Origin of the sequence: Streptomyces fulvoviolaceus (assembly GCF_000718165.1) — a bacterium.
In the GTDB taxonomy this organism is placed as follows: Bacteria; Actinomycetota; Actinomycetes; order Streptomycetales; family Streptomycetaceae; genus Streptomyces; species Streptomyces fulvoviolaceus.
In genome coordinates this window covers 132729-158884 of sequence record NZ_JOEY01000002.1, presented here as the reverse complement: position 1 = coordinate 158884, position 26156 = coordinate 132729, and the positions used below count along the sequence as shown (strand labels likewise).

Sequence of the window (26156 nt, the reverse complement as noted above, 5' to 3'; positions counted from 1 at the left end):
ATGGCAAGCTTGGGGACATGCGTGCGTATCTCGGTGTGGTCGCGGCCATCACCCTCGTCGCCCTCACGGGCGTGGCCCCCGCGGCGGCCGAAGACGGGGACGGGGACAAGGCGTTCACCATCACCGACCCCCGCATCACCGAGTCCAGCGGCCTCGCCGCCTCGCACCTGCACCCCGGCATCTACTGGACGCACAACGACAGCGACGACGGCGCGTACCTCTACGCCGTCGACAGCTCCACCGGCAAAACTGTGGCCACCGTCACCCTCACCGGCGTCGGCACGCCGCGAGACGTCGAGGCGATCTCCATCGGGCCCGACAACCAGATCTACGTCGGTGACATCGGCGACAACCTCGGTGGCACCTGGCCCTATGTGTGGATCTACCAGCTCCCCGAGCCCAAGAACCTCACCGACCAGACGATCCGCGCCACGCAGTACGTCGTGAAGTACTCGGACGGAGCGCGGAACGCCGAGTCCCTGGTCGTGCACCCCAAGACCGGCCGCGTCTACATCGTCGACAAGAACGAGAAGGGCGGGCACCTGTACGAGGGCCCGGCCGAGCTCTCCGCCTCCGGGACCAACGTCTTCAAGCCCATCGCCCCCGTCGCCGACCTGGAGGCCACCGACGCCGCGCTGTCCCCCGACGGTCAACAGCTCGTCGTGCGCAGCTACTTCGGGGCGATCGCGTACGACTGGAACGGCGGGAAACTCAAGCGGCTGCAGCGGGTGAGCGTTCCGTTCCTGGGGCAGGGCGAGTCCGTCACCTACACCGACGACGGTACGACGCTCATGTTCGGCGCCGAGGGGTCCGACAGTCCCGTGAAGCCGGAGGACGCGCCCGGGGACACCGGGTCCAAGTCCCCGTCCGGCAGCGGAAGTTCCGCGGAGGCCGGCGAGGACGGCGGCGGCTCCGGCGGCAACCTCAAGGTCGGCGCGCTGGCGGTGGCGGCCGTCGCCGCGGTCATCTTCGGATTCCGGCGACTGTCCCGCCGTAACTGAACAGACCTCACTCCCCCCGCCGCCGCGCGACCAGCACCTCCAGCCCGTCCAGGATGCGTTGGAGGCCGAAGTCGAAGTGGTCGAAGTCGGCGTCGAAGGTCTCCGGGGCGAGGGACGCGAGGACCGGGTAGTGGCCGGTGGCCATGGCCTTGGCCAGGGTCGGGACCTGGGCGGCGTAGAACTCGGCGTTGCTGAGGCCCGAGGTGCGTTCGGCCTCTTCCTGGTGGACCTGGGTGCGGGCGGCCCCGACGACGTATCCGTCGAGCATGATGACCGCCGAGACCAGCTCCGGGTCGGTCAGTCCCATGGGCTTGATCCGGCCGAGCACCTTCTCCAGGGCGGCGAGGGCGCTCGGGCCGAGGATCGGGCGGGACTGGTTGACGCGGACCAGCCAGGGGTGGCGGCGGTAGAGGGCGAGGGTGTCGCGGGCCATGGTCTCCAGGGCGGTGCGCCAGCCCTCGCTGCCACCAGGGCTGGGCTCCTGGTCCGCGGGGTGCCGGACCCGGTCCAGCATCAGGTCGAGCAGCTCGGCCTTGCCGGGCACGTACCGGTACAGCGACATCGTGCCGGTGCCGAGCTCGGTGGCGATACGGCGCATCGAGACCGCGTCCACGCCCTCCTCGTCCGCGATCCGGACGGCCGTGTCCACGATCCGTTCGACGGTCAGGGCCGGTTTGGGGCCGCGGCTGGGGCGAGGGCCGGTGCTCCACAACAGGTCGAGGGTGCGGGCGATATCACCGCTGCCGCTGGTCTGCGGACTGCTTCTGCCGTGGTCGTCCTTGCTGTCCTTGCCGTTCCTGCCGACCGTGCCGCTCGTCATGCGGTCCAGCTTAGATCGTCCGACACTGAACTGGGTACATCGTACGCACAATCGGGTACGGTGTACCCAGTTTCAGGGTGAGAAGGGGCGACCACGGGAGGGCGAGATGGACGGTCATGTGGTGCTGGCCGAGGGCCTGGAGAAGCGGTACGGCGAGAAGCGCGCCCTGGACGGGTTCGACCTGGCCGTCCGCCCCGGCGCCGTGCACGGGCTGCTCGGGCCGAACGGCGCCGGCAAGACCACCGCCGTACGCATCCTCTCCACGCTCCTGCGCCTCGACGCGGGCCGCGCCACGGTGGCCGGACTCGATGTGGCCCGGCAGCCGCGCGAGGTGCGCACCCGGATCGGGCTCACCGGGCAGTACGCGGCGGTGGACGAGATCCTCACCGGCCGGCAGAACCTGGAGATGTTCGGCCGGCTGTTCCATCTGGGTCGGAAGCGGGCGCGGCTGCGTGCCGCCCAACTCCTGCGCCAGTTCGACCTGGAGGCGGCCGCCGACAAGGGCGCCGGCGGCTACAGCGGCGGCATGCGGCGCCGCCTCGACCTGGCCGCGTCGATGATCCTCGCCCCGGCCGTGCTCTTCCTGGACGAGCCGACCACCGGGCTCGACCCGCGCGGCCGGGGCGAAGTCTGGCAGGCGGTACGGCAGTTGGTGGCCGACGGCACCACCGTGCTGCTCACCACGCAGTATCTGGAGGAGGCCGACAAGCTGGCCTCCCGGATCACCGTCATCGACCAGGGGCGGGCCATCGTCGACGACACTCCCGACGGGCTGAAGAACCGGGTGGGCGGCGACCGTATCGAGGTCGTGCTGCGCGAACGCGACCACGTCCCCTACGCGTTGCAGGCGGTCGCCCGGGTCGCGCACGGCCAACCGGAGGCCGACATGGCCGAACTGCGCGTCCACGCGCCGGTGGCCGACCGGGTGGGGTCCCTGACCGAAGTGGCCCGGTTCCTCCACGAGTTCGGCATCCCCGTCGAGGACATAGGGCTGCGTAGGCCGAGCCTGGACGACGTGTTCCTACGGCTGACGGGCCGCCGTACGGAAGAAGAGCCGACCCCGGACCAGGCCCAGGACACCAAGGGAGCGGCGGCATGAGCGCACAGGCGGCGGACGGGACCGGGCGCACCTACCGGAGGCGTCCGCGGCACGGCCGGCTGTTCTGGACGGTCGCCGACTGCTGGAACGTCGTCCGGCGCGGACTGACCCACTACCGGCGCCAACCCGTCAGCATCCTCTGGCAGTTGGCCTTCCCGATCCTGTCGGTGCTGCTGTACGGCTACGTCTTCGGCAAGGCCATGCAGGTGCCCGGCGGCGGCGACTACAAGACGTTCCTGATGCCGGGGATGTTCGTGATGACCGTCACGATGGGGTTCATCTCCACGGCGACGATCTTCGTGCACGACTCCAAGAAGGGTGTCATCGACCGGTTCCGCTCCATGCCGATGGCGCCGTCCGCCGTGGTGGCCGGGCGTGGCGCGACCGACATGATCGTCTCCTGCGCCGAACTGGGGATCATGATGGGCACCGCGTACGGCATGGGCTGGCGCCCGGACGGCGGGATCCCCTTCGTGAAGGCCGTCGCCCTGCTCCTGGCGCTGCGGTTCGCGCTGATCTGGGTCGGCGTCTGGCTCGGGCTGATGCTGCCGAGCCCCGAGCAGGCGGGCGGGCTGTTCGCCATCGTCTTCCCGCTGACGATGATCTCCAGCATCTACGTCTCCCCGCAGCAGATGCCGCACTGGCTCGGCCAGGTCGCCCTGTGGAACCCGCTGTCCTCCACGGCCTCGGCCACCCGCGCCCTGTTCGGCGCTCCGACGGGGACGGGCACCTCGTGGCCCGAACAGCACGCGCTGCTGCTCGCCGGGGTGTGGCCGGCGGCGTTGACGCTGATGTTCCTGCCGCTCGCGGTGCGGAGGTTCCAGAAGCTGAGCCGGTGACGTCGGATGCCTTGACGTGTTCATGGGTGGTGGCTTCCATAGGAGGCGCAGGGCTGTGGGAGCGCTCCCACTCGTTCCGGGCCCGCGCCTCCCGAGAGGAAGCAGCGACATGTTCCGCAGCTTGCGAAGAGCGCTGTGTGCGGTGGCAGCCGCGCTCCTGTTACCGCTGGGGGCCGGTGCGCAGACGGCCCACGCGGCCGAGTCCGGCACGGTGCGGGCCGCCGAGGCCGGCGCCGGTTACTGGCACACCAGCGGCCGCCAGATCCTGGACGAGGCAGGGCAGCCGGTCCGGATCGCCGGGATCAACTGGTTCGGCTTCGAGACCGCCAACTACGTCCCCCACGGCCTCTGGTCCCGCGACTACAAGTCCATGATCGACCAGATGAAGTCGCTGGGCTACAACACGATCCGCATCCCCTACAGCGACGACATCTTCAAGAGCTCCACCGTCCCCAACAGCATCGACTTCAGCAGCGGCAAGAACGCCGACCTGCAAGGGCTCGGCTCACTGGGGATACTGGACAAGCTCGTCGCGTACGCCGGTCAGGACGGCCTCAAGGTCATCCTCGACCGGCACCGCCCGGACGCCGGGGGCCAGTCGGCGCTCTGGTACACGTCGGCGGTCCCGGAATCGACGTGGATCGCCAACCTGAAGGCGCTGGCGACGCGTTACGCCGGCCAGGACACCGTCGTAGGCATCGACCTGCACAACGAGCCCCACGATCCCGCCTGCTGGGGCTGCGGCGACACGGCGACGGACTGGCGGCTGGCCGCCCAGCGCGCCGGGAACGCGGTGCTCTCCGTCAACCCCGACCTGCTGATCTTCGTCGAGGGCGTGCAGACCTTCAACGGCGTCTCCGGGTGGTGGGGCGGCAACCTGATGGGCGTCGCGCAGTACCCGGTGCAGCTCGACGTGGCCAACCGGGTGGTGTACTCCGCCCACGACTACGCGACCAGCGTGGCCCAGCAGAGCTGGTTCAGCGACCCGTCCTTCCCCGACAACATGCCGGGGATCTGGGACAAGTACTGGGGCTACATCTTCAAGCAGAACATCGCTCCCGTGTGGGTGGGCGAGTTCGGTACGACGCTCGCGTCGACGGTGGACCAGAAGTGGCTGGCCGCGCTGGTGAGTTACCTCCGGCCGACGTCGACGTACGGCTCCGACTCCTTCCACTGGACCTTCTGGTCCTGGAACCCCAACTCCGGTGACACGGGCGGGATCCTGAAGGACGACTGGCAGACCGTGGACACGGTGAAGGACGGGTACCTGGCGAGTATCAAGGCGCCGGGGTTTCCGGCGGGCGGGAGCGACCCCACGGACCCCGGTGATCCCGGAGGGGGCACGGCCGCCTGCACCGCCGCCTACACCGTCAGCAGCGACTGGGGCAGCGGCTTCAACGCCGAGGTGAAGGTGAGCAACTCGGGTACGACCGCGATCAACTCCTGGAAGGTGACCTGGACCTGGCCCGGCTCCCAGCAGGTCACCAGCATGTGGAACGCGTCGTACACCCAGAGCGGATCGACCGTGACGGCGGCGAACGCCTCGCACAACGGGGCGGTCCCGGTGGGCGGTTCGGCGAGCTTCGGGTTCGGGGGAGCGCCCGGGGGTGGTGGGGTGCCGAGTGTGAGTTGTACGGCGGCATGAGCCGAGTGGGGCGTCCGGCGGTCGCCGGGCGCCCCGTCCGCCGTATACGGGCGGCTCACTGGCCAGCAGGCAGTTTCGCCGTGATGGAGCGGGCCACCTGGACCACCTTGTCGTCCGACACGGTGGCCGGTGTTGCCGAGGTGTCCGCCGTGGTGGCGAAGGTCAGGACCCAGGTCCGGGTTCCCGAGTTCCACACGACGAAGGTGATGTGCTGTCGCGCCTGTATCTGGTAGCTGGTCTCCCGGAAGGCCTGGCGGCCCAGGTCGCTCACCGGGTCGACCCGCACGTCGCGCATCCCGGCCGAGGCAGGGTCCGCGCTGAGGGCGTGGGCGGCGGACAGTTCGGCCTTGTAGGCGCGGGAGGCCGGGGTGAGGGCCAGCGTCGACTGTCCGTCGGCGGCGGCGTAACTGCAGCCGTCCGGGGCGTCACCCTTGTTCGGGCTGAGCCGGGTCTGGAGCCGAGGGTCGGCGATGAGCTGCTGGGCGGCGCCCGTGGTCAGGGCGGTGGTGCACAGGCGGGACGGTGGCAGCGTCTTCATCGAACCGGCAGGGCTCGCGCCGGCGGTAGGGGCGGTGGTTCCGTCGGCAGCCGAGGGCGTGGAGTGGGTGGTGGCGCTGCAGGCGGTCAGCAGACCGAATGCGAGCACCGTGGCCGAACCGGCGGCGGCACGGAGGAGACGGCGCACCATCATGGGATCAGGTCCTGTTGGTCGGGATCAATTCGGGAAGCGTTCGAGTCGGGAAGTGTTCGAGCCGAAAGAGGCGCCCCGCCGACCGGAGGGGGGGCTCAGCGGCGGGGCGCCTCGGAGGACCGGTCACGACCGAACGCGGTCACGACCGGGCCGGGTCACGAGTAGACGTTGTACGTCCCGTAGTCGTTGACGCGCAGGTTGGTCGTCCAGCTGCCGAAACGCTCGTTGGGGGACCAGTTGTACCGCCAGGCCTTGCCGTTCGGGTTGCTCGGGCTCGGCAGGCAGGACTGCCCGGTGGAGTGGTAGATGCCGACGTAGGTGCCCTTCGTCCAGCGACGCTCCACGACCTGGATCGGCTGGGCGTACTGCCCCGGCTTCAGGTTGGTCGTGAAGGTGTACGAGGTGGTGGTGGAGCCGCCGCGGTCGTACGAGGGGGTGAGCTCGTCGAACAGCTTGCCGACGTAGGGGATCGGGACCTTGATGCTGAGGCCGAGCGAGACCTTCCAGCTCGTCGTCTTCGACTGCTGCCAGGCGTAGGAGCAGCTGGGAACGTTCGTGGGGCACCTGAACGTGGGGCCCCGCCAGGTCCAGTCCTGCCAGGTGTTGGACGCCGACTGCGTGGTCACTGACCGCGTCTTGTCGGGAGTCGACGAGTTGCCGGCGATGTCGGTCTGGGAACCGTCCGAGTTCTGCAAGCACACATTGTTGGCCGCCGAGGCGACGCCGGGGGAGGCCATCACCACCAGCGGGGCCAGTCCCAGCGTCAGCAGCCCCACCCACTTGCTCCGTGTCAGGCTCTTCTTCCGTGCGGCCACGGAACCCCCACCGCGACGCGCGCCACCGTTGATCGTCACCCTTGTCTCCTTTGTGCCTTCGGCGTCATTCGGCCAAGTCGCCGGCAGCGTGCACCCGGCGTCTGACACCGAGATTCGCTGCCGAGGAGTTGATCGGACACCCGTTTTGTGGGGGCAATCAATTGCCTGAGTCGCATCTGCGGCATCGTCGGCCCGTCGGCAACGTCCTCGACAGCGGCCTGGGCCTGTCGGACCGGCTGCGCTACCGGCCGCGCCCTCGCCCCTCTCGCCCAGCGCGGCAGCACGGCATCGCCGACCCGGGCAGGCTTGCCCTCGGCTGAAGCGCGCGTGCTTGACGACATGAGAAAAGGGCGCCCGGCGTTCGCCGGGCGCCCTCATCGTCGTCTAATTTGCTGCCAGAAAGCTCAGCTTATTGTGAATCCCCGCGTGAGCGAATGTAGCGCGATCCGAAGTAGAGCACTCCGAGAGCTCCTGCACATGCACCGGCGCCACACAACGCCGTCGCCCAAAGGGCCATGTCCTGTGTGATCCAGAGCAGGCTCACTACGACCAGCGCCACGGAGAGCAGGAGCCGCTCTCCATAACTCAGGTCGCGGCGGCCGGTCAGTCCCCGATGGCGGAGCACTTGTACGTCACGCCCTTCATTTTGATATCCCGGTACCCTACCTTCGCGTTGGCGGGGGTGAAATCAGTTCCGCCGCCACCGCCGCCGTCCTTTTTGTGGCAATCGTAACCGAGCGCCTCGAGCTTCTTGAGATCACTCTTCGCCTGGTAGCTCTTGTACGACTTGATCATGGCCGCTCGCTTCTCCGCAGGCGTGGCTTCCTTGGCCTTCGCGTACAGGTAGCACCCGACGCTGGCGCCGATTCCCACCCATGACGCACCCTTGGCCAGTGCCTTGACGAGGCCTGCCGAGCCACTGCCGATCCCTATGACTGCGCAGATTTCATCGGCTCCGGCACTGAGCGGCAATTCCGTTGCCGCCGGTTCGGCTGTGGCAGCCCTCTCGCTTTCCGCTGAAGCTGCATACGCCGTGTTCGCGCCAATTCCGCACAATGCGCCGGTCATGGCGAAGGCGATGGCAGCGGAAATACCCTTGCTTCGCATGTTCACGAAGTCATTCCCCCGTACGTTATGAAATTGCTTGGTCAAAGCTGCTTGGTCAATGCGTAAAGGACGCTACCAGAGGATGCGTGTGCGCAAAAGTAAACTTTGCTCAAGGGGGATTTCCTCAACCTTTACCCGGAGAGGGGTTTCCTTTTCCTTGCGGGGAACGAGAAGGGGCGCCCGGCGATCACCGGGCGCGCTCACGGGCGTACGGGGTCGATCAGGTCCTGCTCCAGGCGGGCGGCGCGTTCGTCGAAGTCCTCGCGCGCGGCCTGGATGGCGGTGATGTTCGCCTGGGACCAGTCGGTGATGTGCTGCAACAGGGCGCCCACCTCCCGGCCCAGCCCGGTCAGGCGGTACTCCACGCGCGGCGGCACGGTCGGGTACACGCTGCGGGTCAGCAGGCCCTCGCGCGCCAGGGCGCGCAGGGTCTGGGTCAGCACCTTCGGCGTCACGCCGTCCAGCCGCCGGCGCAGTTCGCCGAACCGCATGGGGCGGCCGTCCTCCAGCGCCACCAGCACCAGCATGGTCCACTTGCTCGCGATCAGCTCCAGCACGGCGCGGGTGGGGCAGTCGCGCAGGAAGACATCCACGCCGCCGTGTTTCCTCAGGTCGAAGCCGGTATCCATGAGGAACCTCGATATCAGACAAGTGCCGTCTTCCGCACGGACATTGAGCGGGCCGACGATGGGACGCACCGAGACCGTCCGACGAGGAGCCCCGATGTCCGCCCGTATGCACGCCATCGTCCAGTCCGCGTTCGGCGGCCCGGAGGTACTCACCTACACCGAGGCCGATGTGCCCGAACCCGGCTCCGGGGAGGTGCTGTTGCGGGTCGGCGGTGCCGGGATCAACCCGGGTGACGCGGTTCTCCGGGCCGGTCGGGTGCCGGACCTGGTCGCCCTGCCCTGGACGCCGGGCAACGACGTGGCCGGCGTCGTCGAGCGGGTCGGCGAAGGCGTGACGCGGTTCGCGCCGGGCGACGAGGTGTACGGCATGCTGCCGGTCTCCCCGCGCGGCGCGTACGCCGAGTACACCGCCGCACCGGCCGCCGCGTTGGCGCCGAAGCCCAAGAACCTCGACCTGGCGCACGCCGGGGCCGTGCCCCTGGTCGGGATCACCGCCTGGCAGGCGGTGGCCGTACTGGCCCGGGTCCGGCCCGGCGACCGGGTGCTGATCCACGCGGCGGCGGGCGGCGTCGGCCATGTCGCGGTCCAGCTCGCCAAGGAACTCGGCGCCCACGTCATCGGCACCGCGCGCCCGGCCAAGCACGACCATCTGCGTGATCTCGGCGCCGACGAACTGATCGACTACACGACCACCGACTTCCGTACCGCCGTGGCCCCGGTGGACGCCGTCCTGGACCTGGTCGGCGGTGCCTACGGGCCGTGCTCCCTCGACGTGCTCCGGCCGGGCGGCCTGCTCGTCGGCGCGTCGATCGACCCGGGCACCGACGAGGGCGAGGCCGCCGCCCGCGGTCTGCGCTACGTCTGGGTCACGGCCGAGCCCTCCGGACAGGCCCTGGAGCCGATCACCGACCGCATCGAGGCGGGCCGGCTCCGGGTCACCGTCGAACGCACCTACCCGCTGGCCGAGGCCGCCGCGGCCCACCGCGCGATCGAGGAGAAGCGGACGACCGGGAAGCTCGTTCTGGTGCCGTGACCGGAGCGGGGTGCCGGTGTTCACCAAGTGCCCCCGGATCAAAGGAGTTTCAAAGCTTCACCCGAATCGGTTCTCATGTTCGTGCTTCTTCGGTAAGGATTCGGCCAGGATCGCGCACATTCGATCCTCTCCAACCCCCCACCCTCTGAAGGAACTTCATGAGAAAGAGCGCAGCCGTACTGTGCGGCGTGACCGTCGTCCTGGCCGGGACGGTCACGGCTCTCCCGGCCGACGCGAGCACGTCCGCGAGCACTGCCCAGGCGGCGAAGGTCACCTGGAAGAAGTGCGGCACGGACGACTACCCGACGCTCCAGTGCGCGTCGGTGAAGGTGCCGCTCGACTACGCCAAGCCGCAGGGGCGGAAGATCACCCTCGCGCTGTCCCGGGTCCCGCACACCGCGACGAAGTTCCAGGGCCCGCTGCTGGTCAACCCCGGTGGCCCCGGCGGCAGTGGTCTGACGCTCGCCGGATTCGTCGCCTCCTCGCTGCCCAAGGCGGTCGCGGCGCAGTACGACGTCATCGGCTTCGACCCGCGCGGAGTGGGCCAGAGCAAGCCCGCCCTCGACTGCAAGCCGGGCCAGTTCAACCCGGTGCGCCCCGCCAGCGTTCCCAGCACCCCGGCGATCGAGAAGGCCAACCTCAAGCGCGCCAAGTCCTTCGCCGCGGCCTGCGGCAGCAAGTACGCGGACGTCCTGCCGTACATCAACACGGTCAGCGCCGTGAAGGACATGGACTCGATCCGCAAGGCCCTCGGCGCCAAGAAGATCAACTACTTCGGCTACTCGTACGGCACCTACCTGGGCGCGGTCTACGCCAAGCTCTTCCCGACCCATGTGCGCCGTCTGGTCCTGGACTCGATCGTCGACCCGACCGGCGTCTGGTACGACGACAACCTCGGCCAGGACTACGCCTTCGACGACCGTCACAAGGCGCTCATGGCGTGGATCGCCAAGTACGACTCGACGTACAAGCTCGGCACCGACCCGGCCGCGATCGAGGCCAAGTGGTACGCGATGCAGGCCGAGCTCGCCAAGAAGCCGGCGGGCGGCAAGGTGGGCGCCGCCGAGCTGGAGGACACCTTCATCCCGGGCGGCTACTACAACGGCTACTGGCCCTATCTGGCCGAGGCGTTCGCGGCGTACGTCAACGACAAGAACGCCGACCCGCTGGTCGAGGCGTACGAGAACTTCGCCGCCGTCGACTCCTCCGGGGACAACGGCTACAGCATCTACGCGTCCGTACAGTGCCGTGACGCCTCCTGGCCGCGCGATTGGAGCCAGTGGCAGAAGGACAACTGGGCCGTGCACGAGAAGGCCCCGTTCATGGCCTGGAGCAACGCCTGGTACAACGCGCCGTGCGCGTTCTGGCCGACGAAGTCGCTGAAGCCGGTGAACGTCGCCAACACCAAGCTGCCTCCGGCGCTGCTCTTCCAGGCGACGAACGACGCGGCCACCCCCTATCAGGGCGGCGTCACCGTCCACCGCCTGCTCAAGCGCTCCAGCCTCGTGGTCGAGCAGGGCGGCGGGAACCACGGCATCACGCTGAGCGGGAACACCTGCCTGGACAAGTACCTGGCGAAGTACCTGACCGACGGCACGGTGCCGCGCGGCAGCGGCGTGGCCGACGCCGTCTGCAAGAAGACCGCCGATCCGGTGCCGACCGCCACGGCGAAGTCCGCCATGGCGGCAACGGCTGAGTCGGCCACCGCGCCGGCCGGCGACACCCTGCACGGGCTGCTCGGCTTCCGCGGCTGACGCACCCGGGCGGGACATGAGAAGGGCGCCCGGTGGCTCACCGGGCGCCCTTCACCGTCGTGTCGAAGAAGTGATCAGAGCTTCTCGATCACGTAGTCGATGCACTTCGTCAGCGCCTCGACGTCCGCCGGGTCGATCGCCGGGAACATGGCGACGCGGAGCTGGTTGCGGCCGAGCTTGCGGTAGGGCTCGGTGTCGACGATGCCGTTGGCGCGCAGCACCTTGGCGATCGCGGCGGCGTCGATCTCGTCGGCGAAGTCGATCGTGCCGATGACCTGGGAGCGCTTGGTGGCGTCCGCGACGAACGGAGTGGCGTACTTGCTCTCCTCCGCCCAGGTGTACAGGCGCGTCGAGGAGTCCTTGGTACGGCCCGCGGACCAGGCGAGACCGCCCTGGCCGTTGATCCACTCCAGCTGCTCGTTGAGGAGGAACAGGGTGGCCAGCGCCGGGGTGTTGTACGTCTGGTTCTTGCGGGAGTTGTCGATCGCCGTGGGCAGCGAGAAGAACTCCGGGACGTGGCGGCCGGACGCGTGGATCCGCTCGGCGCGCTCGAGCGCGGCCGGGGAGAACACGCCGATCCACAGGCCGCCGTCGGAGGCGAAGGACTTCTGCGGGGCGAAGTAGTAGACGTCGGTCTCGGCGATGTCGACCGGGAGACCGCCGGCGCCACTCGTCGCGTCCACGAGGACCAGCGCGCCCTCGTCGGCACCCTGCACCCGCTTGATCGGGGCGGCGACACCGGTGGACGTCTCGTTGTGGGTGTAGGCGTACACGTCGACGCCCGCCTCGGCCTGCGGCTCCGGGTGCGTGCCGGGGTCGGACGAGATGACGGTGGGCTCGGCGAGCCACGGGGCCAGCTTGGCGGCCTTCGCGAACTTCGAGGAGAACTCGCCGAAGGTGAGGTGCTGCGACTTGTTCTCGATCAGGCCGTGCGTCGCGACGTCCCAGAACGCGGTCGAGCCGCCGTTGCCGAGGACGACCTCGTAGCCCTCGGGGAGGGAGAACAGCTCACTGATGCCCTCGCGCACCTTGCCGACCAGGTTCTTGACCGGGGCCTGGCGGTGGGAGGTGCCCAGGAGGGACGTACCGGTGGCGGCCAGCGCGTCCAGCGCCTCCGTCCGCACCTTGGAGGGGCCAGCGCCGAAACGACCGTCGGCGGGCTTGATGTCAGCGGGGATCTCGATATCAGCCACGGAGGGAGCGTAGTCGTTCCGGGAAACCTGGGCGAAACGTAGTCCGTCGGATGAGACGGGCGGGGCGGGCCGGGCCGAGGTTCCGGCCCGGCCGTCGACTCGTCGAGATCTACGAGGTCAGCCGCACCGGCAGCTCGAACAGGTCGTTCTGCGTCACCACCGGCTTGTTGCGCAGTTCGCCCGCCGGGACCGCCAGGTCGAGGTCCGGGAAGCGCTCGTACAGGGCCGGGAGCGCCACGCCCGCCTCCAGTCGGGACAGGGCCGCGCCGGGGCAGACGTGCGGGCCGTGGCCGAAGGAGATGTGCCGGTTCTCGGACGTGCGGGTGATGTCGAAGTCGCCCGCCGTCGGGCCGTGCGCCTGCTCGTCGCGGCCGAGCGCGGCGTACGACACGATCAGCGCGTCGCCCGCGGGGAGCACCTTGTCGCCGACCTGGACGTCCTCCGTCGCGAAGCGGATCAGGACGTGCGAGGTGGGGGTGGAGTGGCGGAGGGTCTCCTCGACCACCGCCGACCAGTCCGCCTCGCCGGCCAGGACCAGGGCGCGCTGGTCGGGGTGGGCGGAGAGGTTGACCACCGCGTTGACGATGAGCGAGATCGTGGTCTCGTGGCCCGCCGCGACCATCAGCTGCAACGTGGAGACGATCTCCTCGTCGGTGAGGTGGTCGCCGTCCTCGGAGGCCACGATCAGGGCGGAGGTGAGGTCGTCGCCGGGTTCCGCGCGCTTGGCGGCGACCGTCTCCGCCATGATCCCCGCGAGTTCCGTGAGGGTGGCGATGACCTCCGCGGGCGGGGTCTGCGTCGAGAAGAACTTCTCGAAGAGCTCCTTGAGGCGGGGGAGCTTCGCCTCGTCGATGCCCATGAGGTCCGCGATGACGTACATGGGGAGGGGGTAGGCGAAGGCCGCCTTGAGGTCTACGACGTCGCCCTCGAGGTTGTCCAGGAGGCCTTCCGTCAGTTTGGTGATCCGGTCCCGCATCTGCTCCACCCGGCGCGGAGTCAGCGCCTGGGCGACCAGCGTGCGCATCCGGCGGTGGTCGGCGCCGTCCACGGTGAGCATCGAGCGGCCGGGGTTGGCGAGCCCGATCAGCGGCCAGTCCGGGGGGATCTCGCCGCGCCGCCAGGCACCCCAGACGTCGATGTCCTTCACCAGCCGGGGGTCCGTCAGCAACTGTTTCGCCTCGGCGTGGTGCGTGACCGCCCATACGGGAACGCCACCGGGGAGTTCCACGGCGGCCAGCGGGCCGGCGGCGCGGAGTCTGGCGCTCTCGCCGTCCAGGTCGGTGACGAAGGGGTCGAGCGCGATACGGGTCTCTTCTATGCCGGTGGTCATAGCGAGGCGCCTCCAAGGGCAGGGGTCGGGGAGAACCGCACGGGCAGTTCGGTCAGTCCTCGCAGCCAGGGCGAGGGCCGACGCGTCAGGGACTCGGCCGGGACGGCCAGGTCGATGTCCGGGAGGCGGTCCAGTACGACCTCGATCCCCGTCCGCGCGATGACCTCGGCGACCTCCTGCGCGGGGAACGGGCAGCGGTGCTCGCCGTGGCCGAAGGAGAAGTGCGCGCTGTTGCCGCCGGTGAGCGCGGAGCCGTCGGTGCGGACCTGGGGGTCGGAGTTGGCGCCCTGCAGGCCGAGCAGCAGCAGGTCGCCGGCCCGGATGCGGCGGCCGCCGAGCTGGGTGTCGCGGGAGGCCCAGCGACCGGCCACGTTCTGCGTGGGGGTGTCCTCCCACAGAACCTCGTTCATGGCGTCGGCGACGCTGTTGCGGCCGCCGAACAGGGAGGCCGCGAACCGGTCGTCGGTGAGCATCAGGCGCAGCGAGTTGCCGATCCAGTCGGCGGTGGGCTGGTGGCCCGCCGCCATCATCACCATCAGGTCCTGGGCGATCTCCTCGTCGCTGAAGCCGCTCTCGTCCGCGAGCATCCGCGACACGACGTCGTCGGCGGGCTCCGCCTTCCGGTCGGCCAGCAGCCGGAACATGGACGTGGCCAGATGCGTCTGGCCCGCGATCGCCCGCTCCCGTCCGTCGATCATGTCGTTGAGCGCGGTCACCAGGCCCGGGCCCTGCTCGTCGGAGAAGCCGTACAGACGGGCCAGGACGCGCACGGGCAGCAGCATGGCGTAGTCGGCGAAGATGTCGGTCTCGCCCTTGGCGCAGATCGCGTCGATCAGCTCGTCGGCGAACTTCTCGGCGTACCCGCGTAGTTCGGAGGGGTCGACGGCCTCCAGCGCGTTGCTGATCATCGCGGCGCGCTCGCGGTGGCGTTCGCCGACCGTGTAGAGGATCGACGGCTGCTTGCGGCCGATCATCGGCAGCAGCGGCCAGTCGTCGGGGATGCGGTCCCACTGGCTCCACAGGTCGGAGTCCCGGCTGAACAGCACCGGATCGCCGGTGACCTGGTGCAGTTCGCGGTAGCCGAGCACCAGCCAGGCCGGTATGTCGCCGTCGAGCACGACCGGGGTCACGGCACCGTGATCGCGCCGCATCTCCCGGTACAGCTGCGCCGGTTCGGTCTGGAACCTGGGTCCGCTGAGCGGGACGGGGGCGGTCACAGGGTCAACTCCTCTGGGACGGGCGAGACTTGGGCGGAGCCGGCGTACTGCTTCTTGACGTGTTCGACCAGCGTGATCAGGACCTGCTTGCCGGACGCGCGGGAGCGGGCGTCGCAGTCGAGCAGCGGGACGTGCGGGTCGAGGTCGAGCGCCTCGCGGATCTGCCGCGGGGCGTAGGTCGGGCCGCCGAAGTCGTTGCAGGCCACGATGAACGGGGTGCCGTGGTGTTCGAGGCGGTCGATGGCGTACCAGGAGTCGTCGATCCGGCGGGTGTCGACGAGGACGACCGCGCCCAGCGTCCCGGAGAAGAGGCGGTCCCACAGGAACCAGAAGCGTTCCTGACCCGGCGCGCCGAACAGGTACAGCACGTTGCGGGCGTCGAGCGTGATGCGGCCGAAGTCGAAGGCCACCGTGGTCGCCTTCTTGTCGCGCACCTCGCTGATGTCGTCGACGGCCTCGCCGGCCCGGGTCATCGTCTCCTCGGTGTTGAGGGGACGGATCTCGCTCACCGAGCGGACCAGGGTGGTCTTGCCGACGCCGAAGCCGCCGACGATGACGATCTTGAGACCGTTGTCGGCCGATGCGCCGAGGGGCGTACGCGTCTCAGAGGTTGCGGAGTCCAACGAGCACCTGTTCCAGGACGTCGGGATCGGGAACGCCAGAAGCGGCTGTTCTCCGGGGGTGCCGGGCGCTGACGCGGCCCGCCGCGAGGAGGTCGGAGAGCAGGATCTTGGTGATGCCCACCGGCAGCTTCAGCTCGGCGGCCAACTCCACGACCGCCGTGGGCAGTTGTGTCAGCCGGAGGATCGTCGCGTGCTCCGACTGCAGCCCGGGCCCCGGATCGCACTCGGCGACCACGAGGGTCACCAGGTCGAAGGGGCTGTCCGGTGCGGCGTGGGCGCGGCCTCCGGTGAGGGTGTAGAGGCGGTCGGGCGAGTCGTCCCTGCCGGGGCGGCTCATGACGTACGGGGTTCCGCGCGCAGGTGCTCGCCGAGCTGCTCCACGAGCTCGCTCATGTTGTGCCCGACCAGCCCGGCGTCCGTGTCCTCGGCGGTCACCACGGCCAGGTGCGCGCCCTCGCCCGCTTCGACGATGAACAGCACCCCTCCGTAGAACTCGGCCATCGCGGAGCGCACGCCCCCGCTGCCGTCCCCGAACTCCACCGAGGCGCCGTGCGACAGCGACTGGATTCCGGCGGCGATAGCGGCGAGCTGGTCGGCCTGGTCGACGGTGAGCTCCGGCGTCCGGCACAGCTTCAGGCCGTCCCGGGACAGCACGAGCGCGTGCCGCGCGCCCGGGGTGCGTTCCAGGAGGCCCTCGATGAGCCAGGTGAGCTTTTCGTCGGCGGTGGTCGTGCCGGTCATGACGTGGGGTCGCCTTCCTGGTGCGAGTGGGCGTGCGGGGCGGGGACGGTGGGTTCGGGAGTCGCCCGGTCGTCCGGGGCCGAGCCGCGTACGGCCTGGCGGAAGCTGTTGAAGCGGGTGGCGCGGACCAGGGCGTCGTCCTCCGCGGGGGCGGGGCGCGGCTCGGGGGCGGCCGAGTCGGCGGCACGCGCGCGCGTGCGTTCGCGCTCGGCCTCGGCGAGGGCGCGGCCCCGGCGGCGCTTGGGCAGGCCGTCGGGGAGGGTGTCGGCGCTGCGGTCAGCGGCCTCGTGCGAGGGGACCGGATCCGGGTCCTCGTCGGTGGCGGCCTGGTGGGTGTCGTACGACACCTGCGGCTGCTCGGCGGCCGGTGCCGGGGGCTCCGGGAGTGTGAGCGCGTCCTGGGGGCGCTCGGCGTACGGGTGCGGCACGAGGATGTCCTGCGGGACGAGCACCAGGACGCCGGTGCCGCCGCGCGCGGACGGCCGGTAGGACACCTTGAGGCCGTACTTGCGGGCCAGCCGGCCGACGACCGCGAGGCCGAGCCGGGTGCCGGTGAGGCCGCCGAGCTCGTCGGTGTCGCCGGACACGGCGCGTTCGGCGCGGCGCAGCTGGACCTCGCCCATGACCAGGCCGCTGTCCTCGACGGACACGATGATGCCGGCGGGCACCTCCTCGACGTACACGTGCACCTCGGCGGTCGGCGGCGAGAAGGTGGCCGCGTTGTCGAGGAGTTCGGCGAGCGCGTGCATCACGCCCTCGGCGGCGTGTCCGGCGACGGCGGCCTCGCTGGCGGAGTGCACGCGCACGCGTTGGTAGCCGCTGATACGGCCCATCGCGCCGCGCAGGATCGACTCCATGGCGATGGGGCGGGCCCAGCGGCGGCCGGAGCGGGCGCCCGTGAGGACGGCGACGGAGTCGGCGAGCCGGCCCGCCTGCGCGGTGCGGTGGTCGAGGTGGAGGAGGTCGGCGAGGACGTCCTCGTCGGCGTGCCGTTCCTCCATGGCGCGCAGGTCGGCGAGCATGCCGGTGGCCAGGGCCTGCATACGGCCCGCCGCGTTGGCGGTCGCCGAGACGGCGGCGGCGCGGTCCTGGTCGGCCCGGCGGGCCCGCTCGGTCAGGCGGGCGTTCTCGGCGGTGAGGCGGGCGCGTTCCTCGGCGTTCTCCTCCGTGAGGCGGGTGCGCTCCTCGGTGAAGGAGGCGGTGAGCCCGGCGCGTTCCCTGGTGAGTTCCGCGGTCAGCCGGGCCTGCTCGTGGGTCAGTTCCTCGGTCAGGCGCACGCGCTCCTGGTCGAACTCCGCGCTCTGCCGGGCCTGGTCCTGCGACAACCGGCCGGCGTCGAGGGTGACGGCCTCCAGCCGACGGCGGGTGATCCGGGCGGTCTGGACGGCGTGCGCGGCCACGGCGACGGCCGCGGTGAGCAGCAGGGCGCCGACCGCGGCGCCGCACGCGAGCGGGACGCGTACCGGGCCGGGTGCCAGGGCGACCGCGCCGCCGACCGCGCAGGCGGCCAGGACGGCGGTGAGCAGCGGGGCGGGAGCGAGGGTGCGGAAGGTGGGTCGTTCGCCGGGAAGTCGTTCGCCGGGAAGGCTGGGGGCGGTCATGAATCGGGTCCTCGGTAGGGGTCCTCGGTCGTCCTTGATCGAAGGTCCGCTGTCGTCCTTGGCCGTTTTCCTGGGCGAGAAGCGACACCTGGTGCTCAGAGCCTGTGTCACATCCCCAGCCGGGCGCCCGCCGCCTGGCACGCACGCTCGCCGCGTTGCCGAAACGCCCACGTGGCTCCGCCACGAGGGCGCTCCGGCGCCTTGCGATCGCACGCACCAGACGACGTGCGCTGATCCGACTGGGGATGTGACACAGGCTCTCAACTGGCGGTCACTATAGGGGAGTTAGTGATCGGATTGGGAAGGTTCCGTACGCGTTCACAGGTTCCGGGAGGGAACTCGGCGGATGGCGTGCAGAGGGTGATGTGGAGAGGCCCTGGACAGGGAGACCGTGACTGTCAGTGGTCGGATGCATCCTGGACGCATGACGGATCTCGAGTCGGCACTGCGTGCGGTCGTCCGGGGTGAGGTCGGCTTCGACGTCACCTCCCGGGCGCTGGTCACCATGGACGCGTCCAACTACCGGCGGGTCCCGCTGGGCGTCGTGGCGCCGCGAGACGCCGACGACGTGGCGGCGGTCCTTGCCGTGTGCCGGGAGCGCGGGGTGCCCGTCGTGCCACGCGGCGGGGGTACCTCGATCGCCGGGCAGGCCACCGGCACGGGCGTGGTGCTGGACTTCACGCGTCACATGAACCGCCTGCTGTCCATCGACCCCGAGACCCGTACGGCCGTGGTCCAGCCCGGCCTCGTCCTCGACCGCCTCCAGGACGCGGCCGCCCCGCACGGGCTGCGCTTCGGGCCCGACCCCTCCACCCACAGCCGCTGCACGCTCGGTGGGATGATCGGCAACAACTCGTGCGGCTCGCACTCGGTGGCGTGGGGGACGACCGCGGACAGCGTGCGGGAGCTGGACGTCATGACCGCGCGCGGGGAGCGGCTGCGGCTCGGACAGGAGTGGGCCGGGGCGCCGGAGGGGCTGCGGGCGCTGGTGGAGGGGGACTTGGCCCGGCTCCGCACCGGCTTCCCCGAGCTGCCCCGCCGTATCTCCGGATACGCCCTGGACGCGCTGCTGCCCGAGAAGGGTGCCGACGTCGCCCGGTCCTTCTGCGGTTCGGAGGGCACGCTGGGTGTGCTGACGGAGGCTGTCGTAGGGCTCGTCGAGGCGCCACGCGCGCGTGCGCTCGCCGTGCTGGGGTACGCGTCCGAGGGCCCGGCCGCCGAGGCCGCGGCCGGGTTGTTGCCGTTCAGCCCCCTGACGGTGGAGGGCATGGCGGCCGACCTGGTGACCTCGGCGGTCGAGCTGCCCCGGGGCGGCGCCTGGCTGTTCGTGGAGACCGGCGGGGACACGGAGGCGGAGGCACGCGCGCGTGCGGAGGCGATCGTGCGGGCCGCCGACGTCGTCGACGCGCTGGTCGTGACCGACCCGGCCCGGCAGCGGGCCCTGTGGCGGATCCGGGAGGACGCGAGCGGTACGGCGACCCGGATGCCGGACGGCTCGGAGGCCTGGCCCGGCTGGGAGGACTGCGCGGTGCCGCCGGCCCGACTGGGCGCGTATCTGCGGGACTTCAGGGGGCTGCTCGGCGAACACGGGCTGCGCGGCACGCCGTACGGACACTTCGGCGACGGTTGCATCCACGTCCGCATCGACTTCGACCTGATGACGGAGCCGGGGGTCGCCCGCTTCCGGCGCTTCTCGGAGGAGCTCGCCGAACTCGTCGTGGCCCACGGCGGCTCGCTGTCCGGGGAGCACGGCGACGGGCAGGCGCGGGCCGAACTGCTGCCGAAGATGTACGGCGAGGAGATGGTGGGCCTGTTCGAGCGGGCCAAGGGCGTCTGGGACCCGGACGACCTGCTCAACCCGGGGATGCTGGTGCGCCCGGCGCCCCTGGACTCCAACCTCCGCTTCTCCGTCCTGCCCCGGAAACCGGTGGACGTGGTCTTCGGCTACCCGTCCGACGGCGGCGACTTCTCGGCGGCCGTCCGCCGCTGCGTCGGCGTCGCGAAGTGCCGTACGACGTCCGTGTCGGAGTCTGCCGTCATGTGCCCGTCCTTCCGGGCGACCGGCGAGGAGGAGCACTCCACGCGCGGGCGTGCCCGGCTGCTGCACGAGATGCTCGCGGGCGAGGTCGTCACCGACGGCTGGCGGTCGACGGAGGTCCGGGACGCGCTCGACCTGTGCCTGTCCTGCAAGGGGTGCCGCTCCGACTGCCCGGTCGAGGTCGACATGGCCACCTACAAGGCGGAGTTCCTGCACCACCACTACGCCGGGCGGCGCCGCCCGGCCGCCCACTACACGATGGGGTGGCTGCCGGTGTGGCTGCGTGCGGTGGCGCTCACCCGCACGGCACCGCTGGTCAACGCCCTGGCCGCCGTACGACCGTTGGCGTGGGTCGCGAAACGGCTCGGCGGGATCGCGGCCGAGCGGGAGATCCCGCGGGTGGCGACGGAGACGTTCAGCCGGTGGTGGCGGCGCAGGTTCCGGGCGCAGGTGCGGCGGATGGCGGTCGAGTGGAAGGCGGGTGTCCGGCCCGAGGGCCCGCGCAACGCCGTCCTGCTGTGGCCGGACACCTTCACCGAGCACCTGTCGCCGTCCGTGGGCCGGGCCGCCGTACGCGTCCTGGAGGCGGCCGGGGTGGGAGTGCTGCTGCCGCCGACGGTGGTCCCGGAGGTGAGTCGGACGGCGGAGGGTGACCTGGCGGGCATCGGCGTGCACGCGTGGTCGCCGCGCCGGGCCCGCGTGTGCTGCGGGCTGACGTACATCTCCACGGGCCAGTTGGACCGCGCCCGCGCGGTGCTCCGCCGCACACTCGACCTGCTGGAGCCGCATCTGCTGCCCGAACTGACCGCCGAGGAACGGACACCGGTCGTCGTCCTGGAACCGAGCTGCGCGGCCGCCCTCCGCTCCGACCTGCCCGAACTCCTCCCCGACGACCCCCGCGCCGCCCGCCTCGCGGCGAGCGTCCTCACCTTCGCGGAGGCCCTGGAGAGCCTGGCCCCCGACTGGACCCCGCCCCGCGTGGACCGCCCGGCGGTCGGCCAGACCCACTGCCACCAGCACGCGGTCCTCGGCGACGCCCCCGACCGCCGTCTCCGCGAGGCCGCGGGCCTCACCGGCGACCTGACCGGCGGTTGCTGCGGCCTCGCCGGCAACTTCGGCTTCGAAAAAGGCCACTTCGGGGTCTCGCAGACCTGCGCGGAGGAACAACTGCTGCCGGCGGTGCGGAAAGCCGCCGATGGGTCGGTGGTCCTGGCGGACGGCTTCTCCTGCCGGACGCAGCTGGAACAGCTGGCCGGGGTGCGGGGGCGGCATCTGGCGGAGGTGCTGGCGGAGGGTCTGCGTGGCGATGAGGTGGGCGAACCGTGAAGGGATCTGACCGACGTTGCCTACTGATCAGTCATGTTTTAGGCATGTGATCAAGGAGTTCACAGAGAACGCATAAGCGAAAGGACGGACTCCGTCCCATGAAACCCCCCACCAAGAATCTCCTGCGCGGCGCGCTCGCGGCCACGGCCGCCGGACTCGTCGCCCTGCTGCCCCTGTCCGGCACCGCGAGCGCTTCCCCGCAGTCCCCGCTGTCCGGCCATGCCCACCGCACCGTCACCACGGACGCCGGCGAGACGTTCGAGCTGCGACTGGGTGCCACGCCCACCGTCCTGCCCGCGGACGGCGGCACGGCGTACGTCGGCGGCACCGGCTACAACCGGGCGCAGGGCATCTTCCTGGCCTTCTGCGTGATCCCCGACAGCGTCAAGGTCGGCGACCCCTCGACGTACACCGAGAAGCCCGGCCCCTGTCTCGGCGGCCGGGAGTCGACGGACGGCTCGGGGCGCCGCATCACCGACACCGGCACGGGCACGCCCGGGGTCACCATCCCCTACGAGGAGGGCGGTTCGTTCCGTACGACGCTCAACCTCCGGCCCGAGATAGCGGACGGGGTCGTCTGCGACGTGACCGTGAAGTGCGCGATCGTCACCCGGGCCGACTTCACGGCCACGGACAACCGGCTGTACGACCAGTACATCCCGGTCCGTTTCGCGTCCGACAGCACGGGCTGAGCGTCGGGGGCTGAGCATCGAGGGCGGGGCGGCGTTGCGCGCCGGGCGAAACCGGCCGCACACCGCCCCGCCCGTCCCCAGGCTCGGGACCATGACCGATGCCACCCTGAACCGCGTCGCCGTCCTCTCCGACATCCACGGCGTGCTTCCCGCCCTGGAAGCGGTGCTCGCCGAGCCGGAGGTGGCCGCCGCCGACCGCATCGTGCTGACCGGGGACATCACCGCAGGACCCCAACCGGCCGAGGTGCTCGACCTGTTGCGGAAGCAGGGGGAGCGCGTGCTGTGGGTCGGCGGCAACGCCGACCGGGAACTGGTCGAGTACCGCAGGGGCGAACGGGACGAGATCCCCGACCCGATCGGCCCCTACGCCGCCGGCCGACTCACCGACGAACAGGTCGAGTTCCTCGCCGGCCTCCCCGCCACGCTCACCCTCTCGATCCGCGGCCTCGGCGACGTCCTCTTCTGCCACGCCACACCCCGCGACGACGAGGAGGTCGTCCTGGTCGACTCCCGCCTCGACCGCTGGGCGGAGGTCTTCGCGGAGATCCCCGACACGGTCCGCACGGTGGTCTGCGGCCACACCCACATGCCGTACGTCCGCCTCGCGCACGGCCGCCTGGTCGTGAACCCCGGCAGCGTCGGGATGCCGTACGGCCGCACGGGCGCCCATTGGTGCCTGCTGGGCCCGGGCACCGACCTGCGGGTGACGGCGTACGACATCCCGGCGGCTGTGGAACGGCTGGTCGCGGAGTGCGCGTACCCGGGCATCGCGGAGTGGGCCGGCTACTTTCTCCACGCCCGTGCCACGGACACGGAGGTGCTGGAGCTGTTCGGACCACGGGACGGCCGTGGCTGACCTCCTAGGCTGACGAGATCAGCCACCCGAAGGAGCCCCCGCATGCCCCTCCGCCTCCAGCCCATCTCCCGCGCCGAGCACCTCGCCTTCGTCGCGGCCCGGCCCTCCGCCAGTCACATGCAGGTCCCGTCCTGGGGTGAGGTGAAGCCGGACTGGCGGGCGGAGAGTCTGGGGTGGTTCGACGAGGAGAACAGGCTCGTGGGGGCGGGGCTGGTGCTGTTCCGGCCGCTGCCGAGGGTGAAGAAGTACCTCGCCTACCTGCCCGAGGGCCCGCTGATCGACTGGTACGCGGCCGATCTCGGCGAGCGCTGGCTGGAGCCGATGCTCGCTCACCTCAAGAAGCAGGGTGCGTTCTCCGTGAAGATGGGCCCGCCCGTCGTCGTGCGCCGTTGGGACGCGGACGCGGTGAAGGCGGCGATCGCCGACCCGGCGGCCCTGCGGCTGCGGGACGCGGAGGCGACGTCGTGCGAACCGCGGGCCCTCGACGTCGCCGACCGGCTGCGGAGGGCGGGCTGGCAGCGGACCGAACCCGGCGGCGAGGACGGGTTCGCGGCCGGGCAGCCCCGGTACGTCTTCCAAGTGCCGTTCGCCGGGCGGTCGTTGGAGGACATCCACCGCGGCCTCAACCAGCAGTGGCGGCGCAACATCAAGAAGGCGGAGAAGGCCGGGGTGGAGGTCGTACGGGGTGGGCTCGACGACCTGCCCGCCTTCTACGAGCTCTACGCCGAGACCGCCGAGCGCGACCGCTTCCTGCCCCGGCCCCTGTCCTACTTCCAGCGCATGTGGAGCGCGCTCACCGCCGAACACCCCGACCGGATGCGCCTCTACCTCGCCCACCACGAGGGCGACGTCCTCGCCGCGGCCACCATGCTGACCGTCGGCGACCACGTCTGGTACTCCTACGGCGCCTCCACCGGCCGCAAGCGCGAGGTCCAGCCCAACAACGCCATGCAGTGGCGCATGATGGCCGACGCCCACGAACTCGGCGCCGCGGTCTACGACTTCCGCGGCATCACCGACACCCTGGAGGAGTCCAACCACCTCCTCGGCCTGCTGCGGTTCAAGGTCGGCGCGGGCGGCGAGGCCGTGGAGTACCTGGGGGAGTGGGACTTCCCGCTCAACCGGCTGCTGCACAAGGCGCTGGATCTGTACATGTCCCGCCGCTGAACCGGGTCGGCGCCGAGGCACCCGTCCGTGGATTCCGAGTCGCCGGGACAGCTGCATGCGGGACAGCTGTATATCGGGTTCACACACCTGTCGAAGTCCATTACTCTGGACCGAGTAGTGCATCACGATGGACGAACGCCCCTGAAGCCCGAGCCGATCCCTGGAAGCCCCGTGACGACGACCCCCAGCGCCGCTGCCCCGACCTCGTCGACCCCGGTCGCCCCCCGTACCCCGGTGGGCGCACCGCGCCGCCGGGGTTCCCTGGGCCCCGTCGGCCTGGTCCTCGCCGGTGGTGTCTCCGTGCAGTTCGGCGGCGCGCTGGCGGTGACGCTGATGCCGAGGGCGGGCGCGCTCGGCGTGGTCACCCTGCGCCTGCTGGCGGCCGCGCTCGTGCTGCTGCTGATCTGCCGCCCCCGGCTGCGCGGCCACTCGCGCACCGACTGGGGCACGGTCGTCGTCTTCGGCCTCGTCATGGCCGCGATGAACGGCCTCTTCTACCAGGCCCTGGACCGCATCCCCCTCGGCCCCGCCGTCACCCTGGAGGTGCTCGGCCCGCTGGCCCTCTCGGTTCTGGCGTCCCGCCGGGCGGTCAACGCGGTGTGGGCCGGACTCGCCCTCGCCGGCGTCTTCCTCCTCGGCGGCGGAGGCTTCGACAGCCTCGACCCCATAGGTGTGGCCTTCGCTGTGGGGGCGGGCGCCATGTGGGCGGCGTACATCGTCTTCAGCGCACGTACGGGCCGACGCTTCCCGCAGGCCGACGGACTGGCGCTGGCGATGGGGGTGGCGGCGCTGGTGTTCCTGCCGCTGGGCATCGCGGAGTCGGGCACGAAGCTCTTGAACCCCGCCACGATCGCCCTGGGTTCGGCGGTCGCCGTCCTCTCCTCCGTCCTGCCCTACACCCTCGAGCTCCTCGCCCTGCGCCGCCTGCCCGCCTCCACCTTCGCCATCCTCATGAGCCTCGAACCGGCCGTCGCCGCCGCGGCGGGCTTCCTGATCCTGCACCAGGCCCTGTCCGTGCTGCAGGCCCTCGCGATCGCCCTGGTCATCGCGGCGAGCATGGGGGCGGTGCGGACGCAGGTGGGGCGGGGGAAGGCGGCGGTGCCGGAGGCGGCTTCCTGAGGGGTGCCGGGGCACGGTGAGGTGAGTCGGCGTCCCGGGCCCGTGGAAAACCCCCTCAGCCGGTTGTCTTCTCCCAGACGGAGACGTGCGAACGGCTCTCGCCCGTGAACGGCCCCCGCGTCCATCCCTCCCACCGCTCCCGCAGTCGCATCCCCGCCAGCCGGGCCATCAGGTCCAGCTCTGCCGGCCACACGTACCGGAACGGGATGGACCGGAACGAGCCGCGTCCGTCCTCGACCCTGACGTGGTGCGAGCTCATCGACTGGGTGGCGAGGTCGTACGTGTCGAAGCCGATCCGTGTCTCGCCCACATGGAACGGCACGGCGTTCTGCCCGGGTGGAAGCCGGCGCAGGTCGGGGACCATGACCTCGACGACGAAGCGGCCGCCGGGCTCGAGATGGGCCGCGGCGTTGGCGAAGCAGTCCACCTGGGCGTCCTGCGTCGTCAGATTCATGATCGTGTTGAAGACCAGGTAGGCGACGGAGAAGGTGCCGTCCACCGTGGTCGTCGCGAAGTCCCCGATCGTCACGCCGATCGCGTCGCCGCCGGGCTTGGCGCGCAGCCGCTCCACCATCGCCCGGGACAGGTCGATGCCGTGCACCTCGACCCCGCGCCGCGACAGCGGGAGCGCGAGACGCCCGGTGCCGATGCCCAGCTCCAGGGCTCGGCCGGTACCGGCCAGCTCCGCCAGTCCGGCCAAGAGGTCGACGGCCGGATCGACCGCGTCCGACTCGAACATCTCCGCCGACGACTCGTCGTACGTCGCCGCGACGGACTCTCCGAAGTAACCGTCTTCGTCAGGCATCGGGCGACCGTACTG

Annotated in this window: 25 protein-coding genes; 12 read left to right on the top strand and 13 right to left on the bottom strand. The window is 70.8% G+C overall.

Features of this window, described 5'->3' with window-relative positions; all coding sequences use genetic code 11:
* The first annotated feature begins 17 nt into the window (after positions 1–17).
* Complete coding sequence (locus IG08_RS0102550; RefSeq protein ID WP_030595659.1) at positions 18–1001, top strand: hypothetical protein; 984 nt, start codon at positions 18–20, stop codon at positions 999–1001.
* Between the two features lie 7 nt (positions 1002–1008).
* Here IG08_RS0102550 and IG08_RS0102545 read toward each other — a convergent pair whose 3' ends face one another.
* Complete coding sequence (locus IG08_RS0102545; protein ID WP_078655411.1) at positions 1009–1821, bottom strand: TetR/AcrR family transcriptional regulator; 813 nt, start codon at positions 1819–1821, stop codon at positions 1009–1011.
* A gap of 106 nt (positions 1822–1927) precedes the next feature.
* Between IG08_RS0102545 and IG08_RS0102540 the strand changes: the two genes are divergently transcribed.
* The 3 genes from IG08_RS0102540 to IG08_RS0102530 all read left to right on the top strand — a co-directional run bounded on the left by IG08_RS0102540 (position 1928) and on the right by IG08_RS0102530 (position 5404).
* The gene (locus IG08_RS0102540) at positions 1928–2920 is read left to right on the top strand and encodes a daunorubicin resistance protein DrrA family ABC transporter ATP-binding protein (protein ID WP_030595654.1); all 993 of its coding nucleotides are present in this window, start codon (positions 1928–1930) and stop codon (positions 2918–2920) included.
* Entirely contained in the window at positions 2917–3759 is an 843-nt protein-coding gene (locus IG08_RS0102535) for an ABC transporter permease (protein WP_030595651.1), read from the top strand. The genes IG08_RS0102540 and IG08_RS0102535 overlap by 4 nt, the downstream gene beginning before the upstream one ends.
* Positions 3760–3868: 109 nt before the next feature.
* Positions 3869–5404: a cellulase family glycosylhydrolase gene (locus IG08_RS0102530; RefSeq protein ID WP_030595648.1), complete on the top strand. Its 1536-nt coding sequence runs from the start codon at positions 3869–3871 to the stop codon at positions 5402–5404.
* Positions 5405–5459: 55 nt separating this feature from the next.
* Here IG08_RS0102530 and IG08_RS0102525 read toward each other — a convergent pair whose 3' ends face one another.
* Positions 5460–6095: a hypothetical protein gene (locus tag IG08_RS0102525; protein ID WP_030595647.1), complete on the bottom strand. Its 636-nt coding sequence runs from the start codon at positions 6093–6095 to the stop codon at positions 5460–5462.
* Between the two features lie 155 nt (positions 6096–6250).
* Positions 6251–6949 (bottom strand): hypothetical protein, encoded by a 699-nt coding sequence (locus IG08_RS0102520; RefSeq protein ID WP_030595642.1) that lies wholly within the window; start codon positions 6947–6949, stop codon positions 6251–6253.
* Between the two features lie 122 nt (positions 6950–7071).
* On the opposite strand from IG08_RS0102520, the gene IG08_RS59915 reads away from it, so the two are divergent.
* On the top strand, positions 7072–7230 hold the full coding sequence (locus IG08_RS59915) for a hypothetical protein (RefSeq protein WP_158812175.1): 159 nt from the start codon (positions 7072–7074) through the stop codon (positions 7228–7230).
* Between the two features lie 283 nt (positions 7231–7513).
* Here the strand turns inward: IG08_RS59915 and IG08_RS0102515 are convergent, their stop codons facing one another.
* Both IG08_RS0102515 and IG08_RS0102510 read right to left on the bottom strand, forming a co-directional pair.
* Entirely contained in the window at positions 7514–8017 is a 504-nt protein-coding gene (locus IG08_RS0102515) for a hypothetical protein (protein WP_030595640.1), read from the bottom strand.
* Positions 8018–8217: 200 nt separating this feature from the next.
* A complete protein-coding gene (locus tag IG08_RS0102510) occupies positions 8218–8646 on the bottom strand; it encodes a winged helix-turn-helix transcriptional regulator (protein WP_030595637.1) in 429 nt (142 codons plus the stop codon).
* Positions 8647–8740: 94 nt separating this feature from the next.
* Between IG08_RS0102510 and IG08_RS0102505 the strand changes: the two genes are divergently transcribed.
* Together IG08_RS0102505 and IG08_RS0102500 are read left to right on the top strand one after the other, a co-directional pair.
* Positions 8741–9679 carry an NADP-dependent oxidoreductase gene (locus IG08_RS0102505; protein WP_030595633.1) on the top strand — a complete coding sequence of 313 codons (939 nt, stop codon included), beginning with the start codon at positions 8741–8743 and terminating at the stop codon, positions 9677–9679.
* A gap of 158 nt (positions 9680–9837) precedes the next feature.
* Positions 9838–11433, top strand: coding sequence for an alpha/beta hydrolase (locus IG08_RS0102500; RefSeq protein ID WP_030595631.1), 1596 nt, complete (start codon positions 9838–9840; stop codon positions 11431–11433).
* Positions 11434–11507: 74 nt separating this feature from the next.
* Here the strand turns inward: IG08_RS0102500 and serC are convergent, their stop codons facing one another.
* The 7 genes from serC to IG08_RS0102465 all read right to left on the bottom strand — a co-directional run bounded on the left by serC (position 11508) and on the right by IG08_RS0102465 (position 18138).
* Entirely contained in the window at positions 11508–12626 is a 1119-nt protein-coding gene (gene serC / locus IG08_RS0102495; RefSeq protein ID WP_030595628.1) for a phosphoserine transaminase, read from the bottom strand.
* 109 nt (positions 12627–12735) lie between these two features.
* The gene (locus IG08_RS0102490; RefSeq protein ID WP_030595626.1) at positions 12736–13956 is read right to left on the bottom strand and encodes a cytochrome P450 family protein; all 1221 of its coding nucleotides are present in this window, start codon (positions 13954–13956) and stop codon (positions 12736–12738) included.
* Positions 13953–15173, bottom strand: coding sequence for a cytochrome P450 (locus IG08_RS0102485; RefSeq protein WP_030595624.1), 1221 nt, complete (start codon positions 15171–15173; stop codon positions 13953–13955). The genes IG08_RS0102490 and IG08_RS0102485 overlap by 4 nt, the downstream gene beginning before the upstream one ends.
* Positions 15170–15796 carry a GTP-binding protein gene (locus IG08_RS0102480; protein WP_030595622.1) on the bottom strand — a complete coding sequence of 209 codons (627 nt, stop codon included), beginning with the start codon at positions 15794–15796 and terminating at the stop codon, positions 15170–15172. The genes IG08_RS0102485 and IG08_RS0102480 overlap by 4 nt, the downstream gene beginning before the upstream one ends.
* A complete protein-coding gene (locus tag IG08_RS0102475; protein WP_030595619.1) occupies positions 15777–16133 on the bottom strand; it encodes a DUF742 domain-containing protein in 357 nt (118 codons plus the stop codon). The genes IG08_RS0102480 and IG08_RS0102475 overlap by 20 nt, the downstream gene beginning before the upstream one ends.
* Positions 16130–16537 carry a roadblock/LC7 domain-containing protein gene (locus tag IG08_RS0102470; protein ID WP_030595616.1) on the bottom strand — a complete coding sequence of 136 codons (408 nt, stop codon included), beginning with the start codon at positions 16535–16537 and terminating at the stop codon, positions 16130–16132. Before IG08_RS0102470 ends, IG08_RS0102475 begins: the two co-directional genes overlap by 4 nt.
* Positions 16534–18138 carry a sensor histidine kinase gene (locus IG08_RS0102465; protein WP_030595613.1) on the bottom strand — a complete coding sequence of 535 codons (1605 nt, stop codon included), beginning with the start codon at positions 18136–18138 and terminating at the stop codon, positions 16534–16536. The genes IG08_RS0102470 and IG08_RS0102465 overlap by 4 nt, the downstream gene beginning before the upstream one ends.
* A 424-nt stretch (positions 18139–18562) precedes the next feature.
* On the opposite strand from IG08_RS0102465, the gene IG08_RS0102460 reads away from it, so the two are divergent.
* The 5 genes from IG08_RS0102460 to IG08_RS0102440 all read left to right on the top strand — a co-directional run bounded on the left by IG08_RS0102460 (position 18563) and on the right by IG08_RS0102440 (position 25336).
* Positions 18563–21502 (top strand): FAD-binding and (Fe-S)-binding domain-containing protein, encoded by a 2940-nt coding sequence (locus tag IG08_RS0102460; RefSeq protein WP_030595610.1) that lies wholly within the window; start codon positions 18563–18565, stop codon positions 21500–21502.
* A 98-nt stretch (positions 21503–21600) separates the two neighbouring features.
* Entirely contained in the window at positions 21601–22194 is a 594-nt protein-coding gene (locus tag IG08_RS0102455; RefSeq protein ID WP_030595606.1) for a hypothetical protein, read from the top strand.
* Between the two features lie 91 nt (positions 22195–22285).
* Entirely contained in the window at positions 22286–23050 is a 765-nt protein-coding gene (locus IG08_RS0102450) for a metallophosphoesterase family protein (RefSeq protein WP_030595604.1), read from the top strand.
* Positions 23051–23092: 42 nt separating this feature from the next.
* On the top strand, positions 23093–24217 hold the full coding sequence (locus IG08_RS0102445; RefSeq protein ID WP_030595600.1) for a lipid II:glycine glycyltransferase FemX: 1125 nt from the start codon (positions 23093–23095) through the stop codon (positions 24215–24217).
* Positions 24218–24388: 171 nt separating this feature from the next.
* Complete coding sequence (locus tag IG08_RS0102440) at positions 24389–25336, top strand: EamA family transporter (protein WP_030595596.1); 948 nt, start codon at positions 24389–24391, stop codon at positions 25334–25336.
* Between the two features lie 55 nt (positions 25337–25391).
* Here IG08_RS0102440 and IG08_RS0102435 read toward each other — a convergent pair whose 3' ends face one another.
* Positions 25392–26141 carry a class I SAM-dependent DNA methyltransferase gene (locus IG08_RS0102435; RefSeq protein ID WP_030595593.1) on the bottom strand — a complete coding sequence of 250 codons (750 nt, stop codon included), beginning with the start codon at positions 26139–26141 and terminating at the stop codon, positions 25392–25394.
* Positions 26142–26156 lie beyond the last annotated feature (15 nt).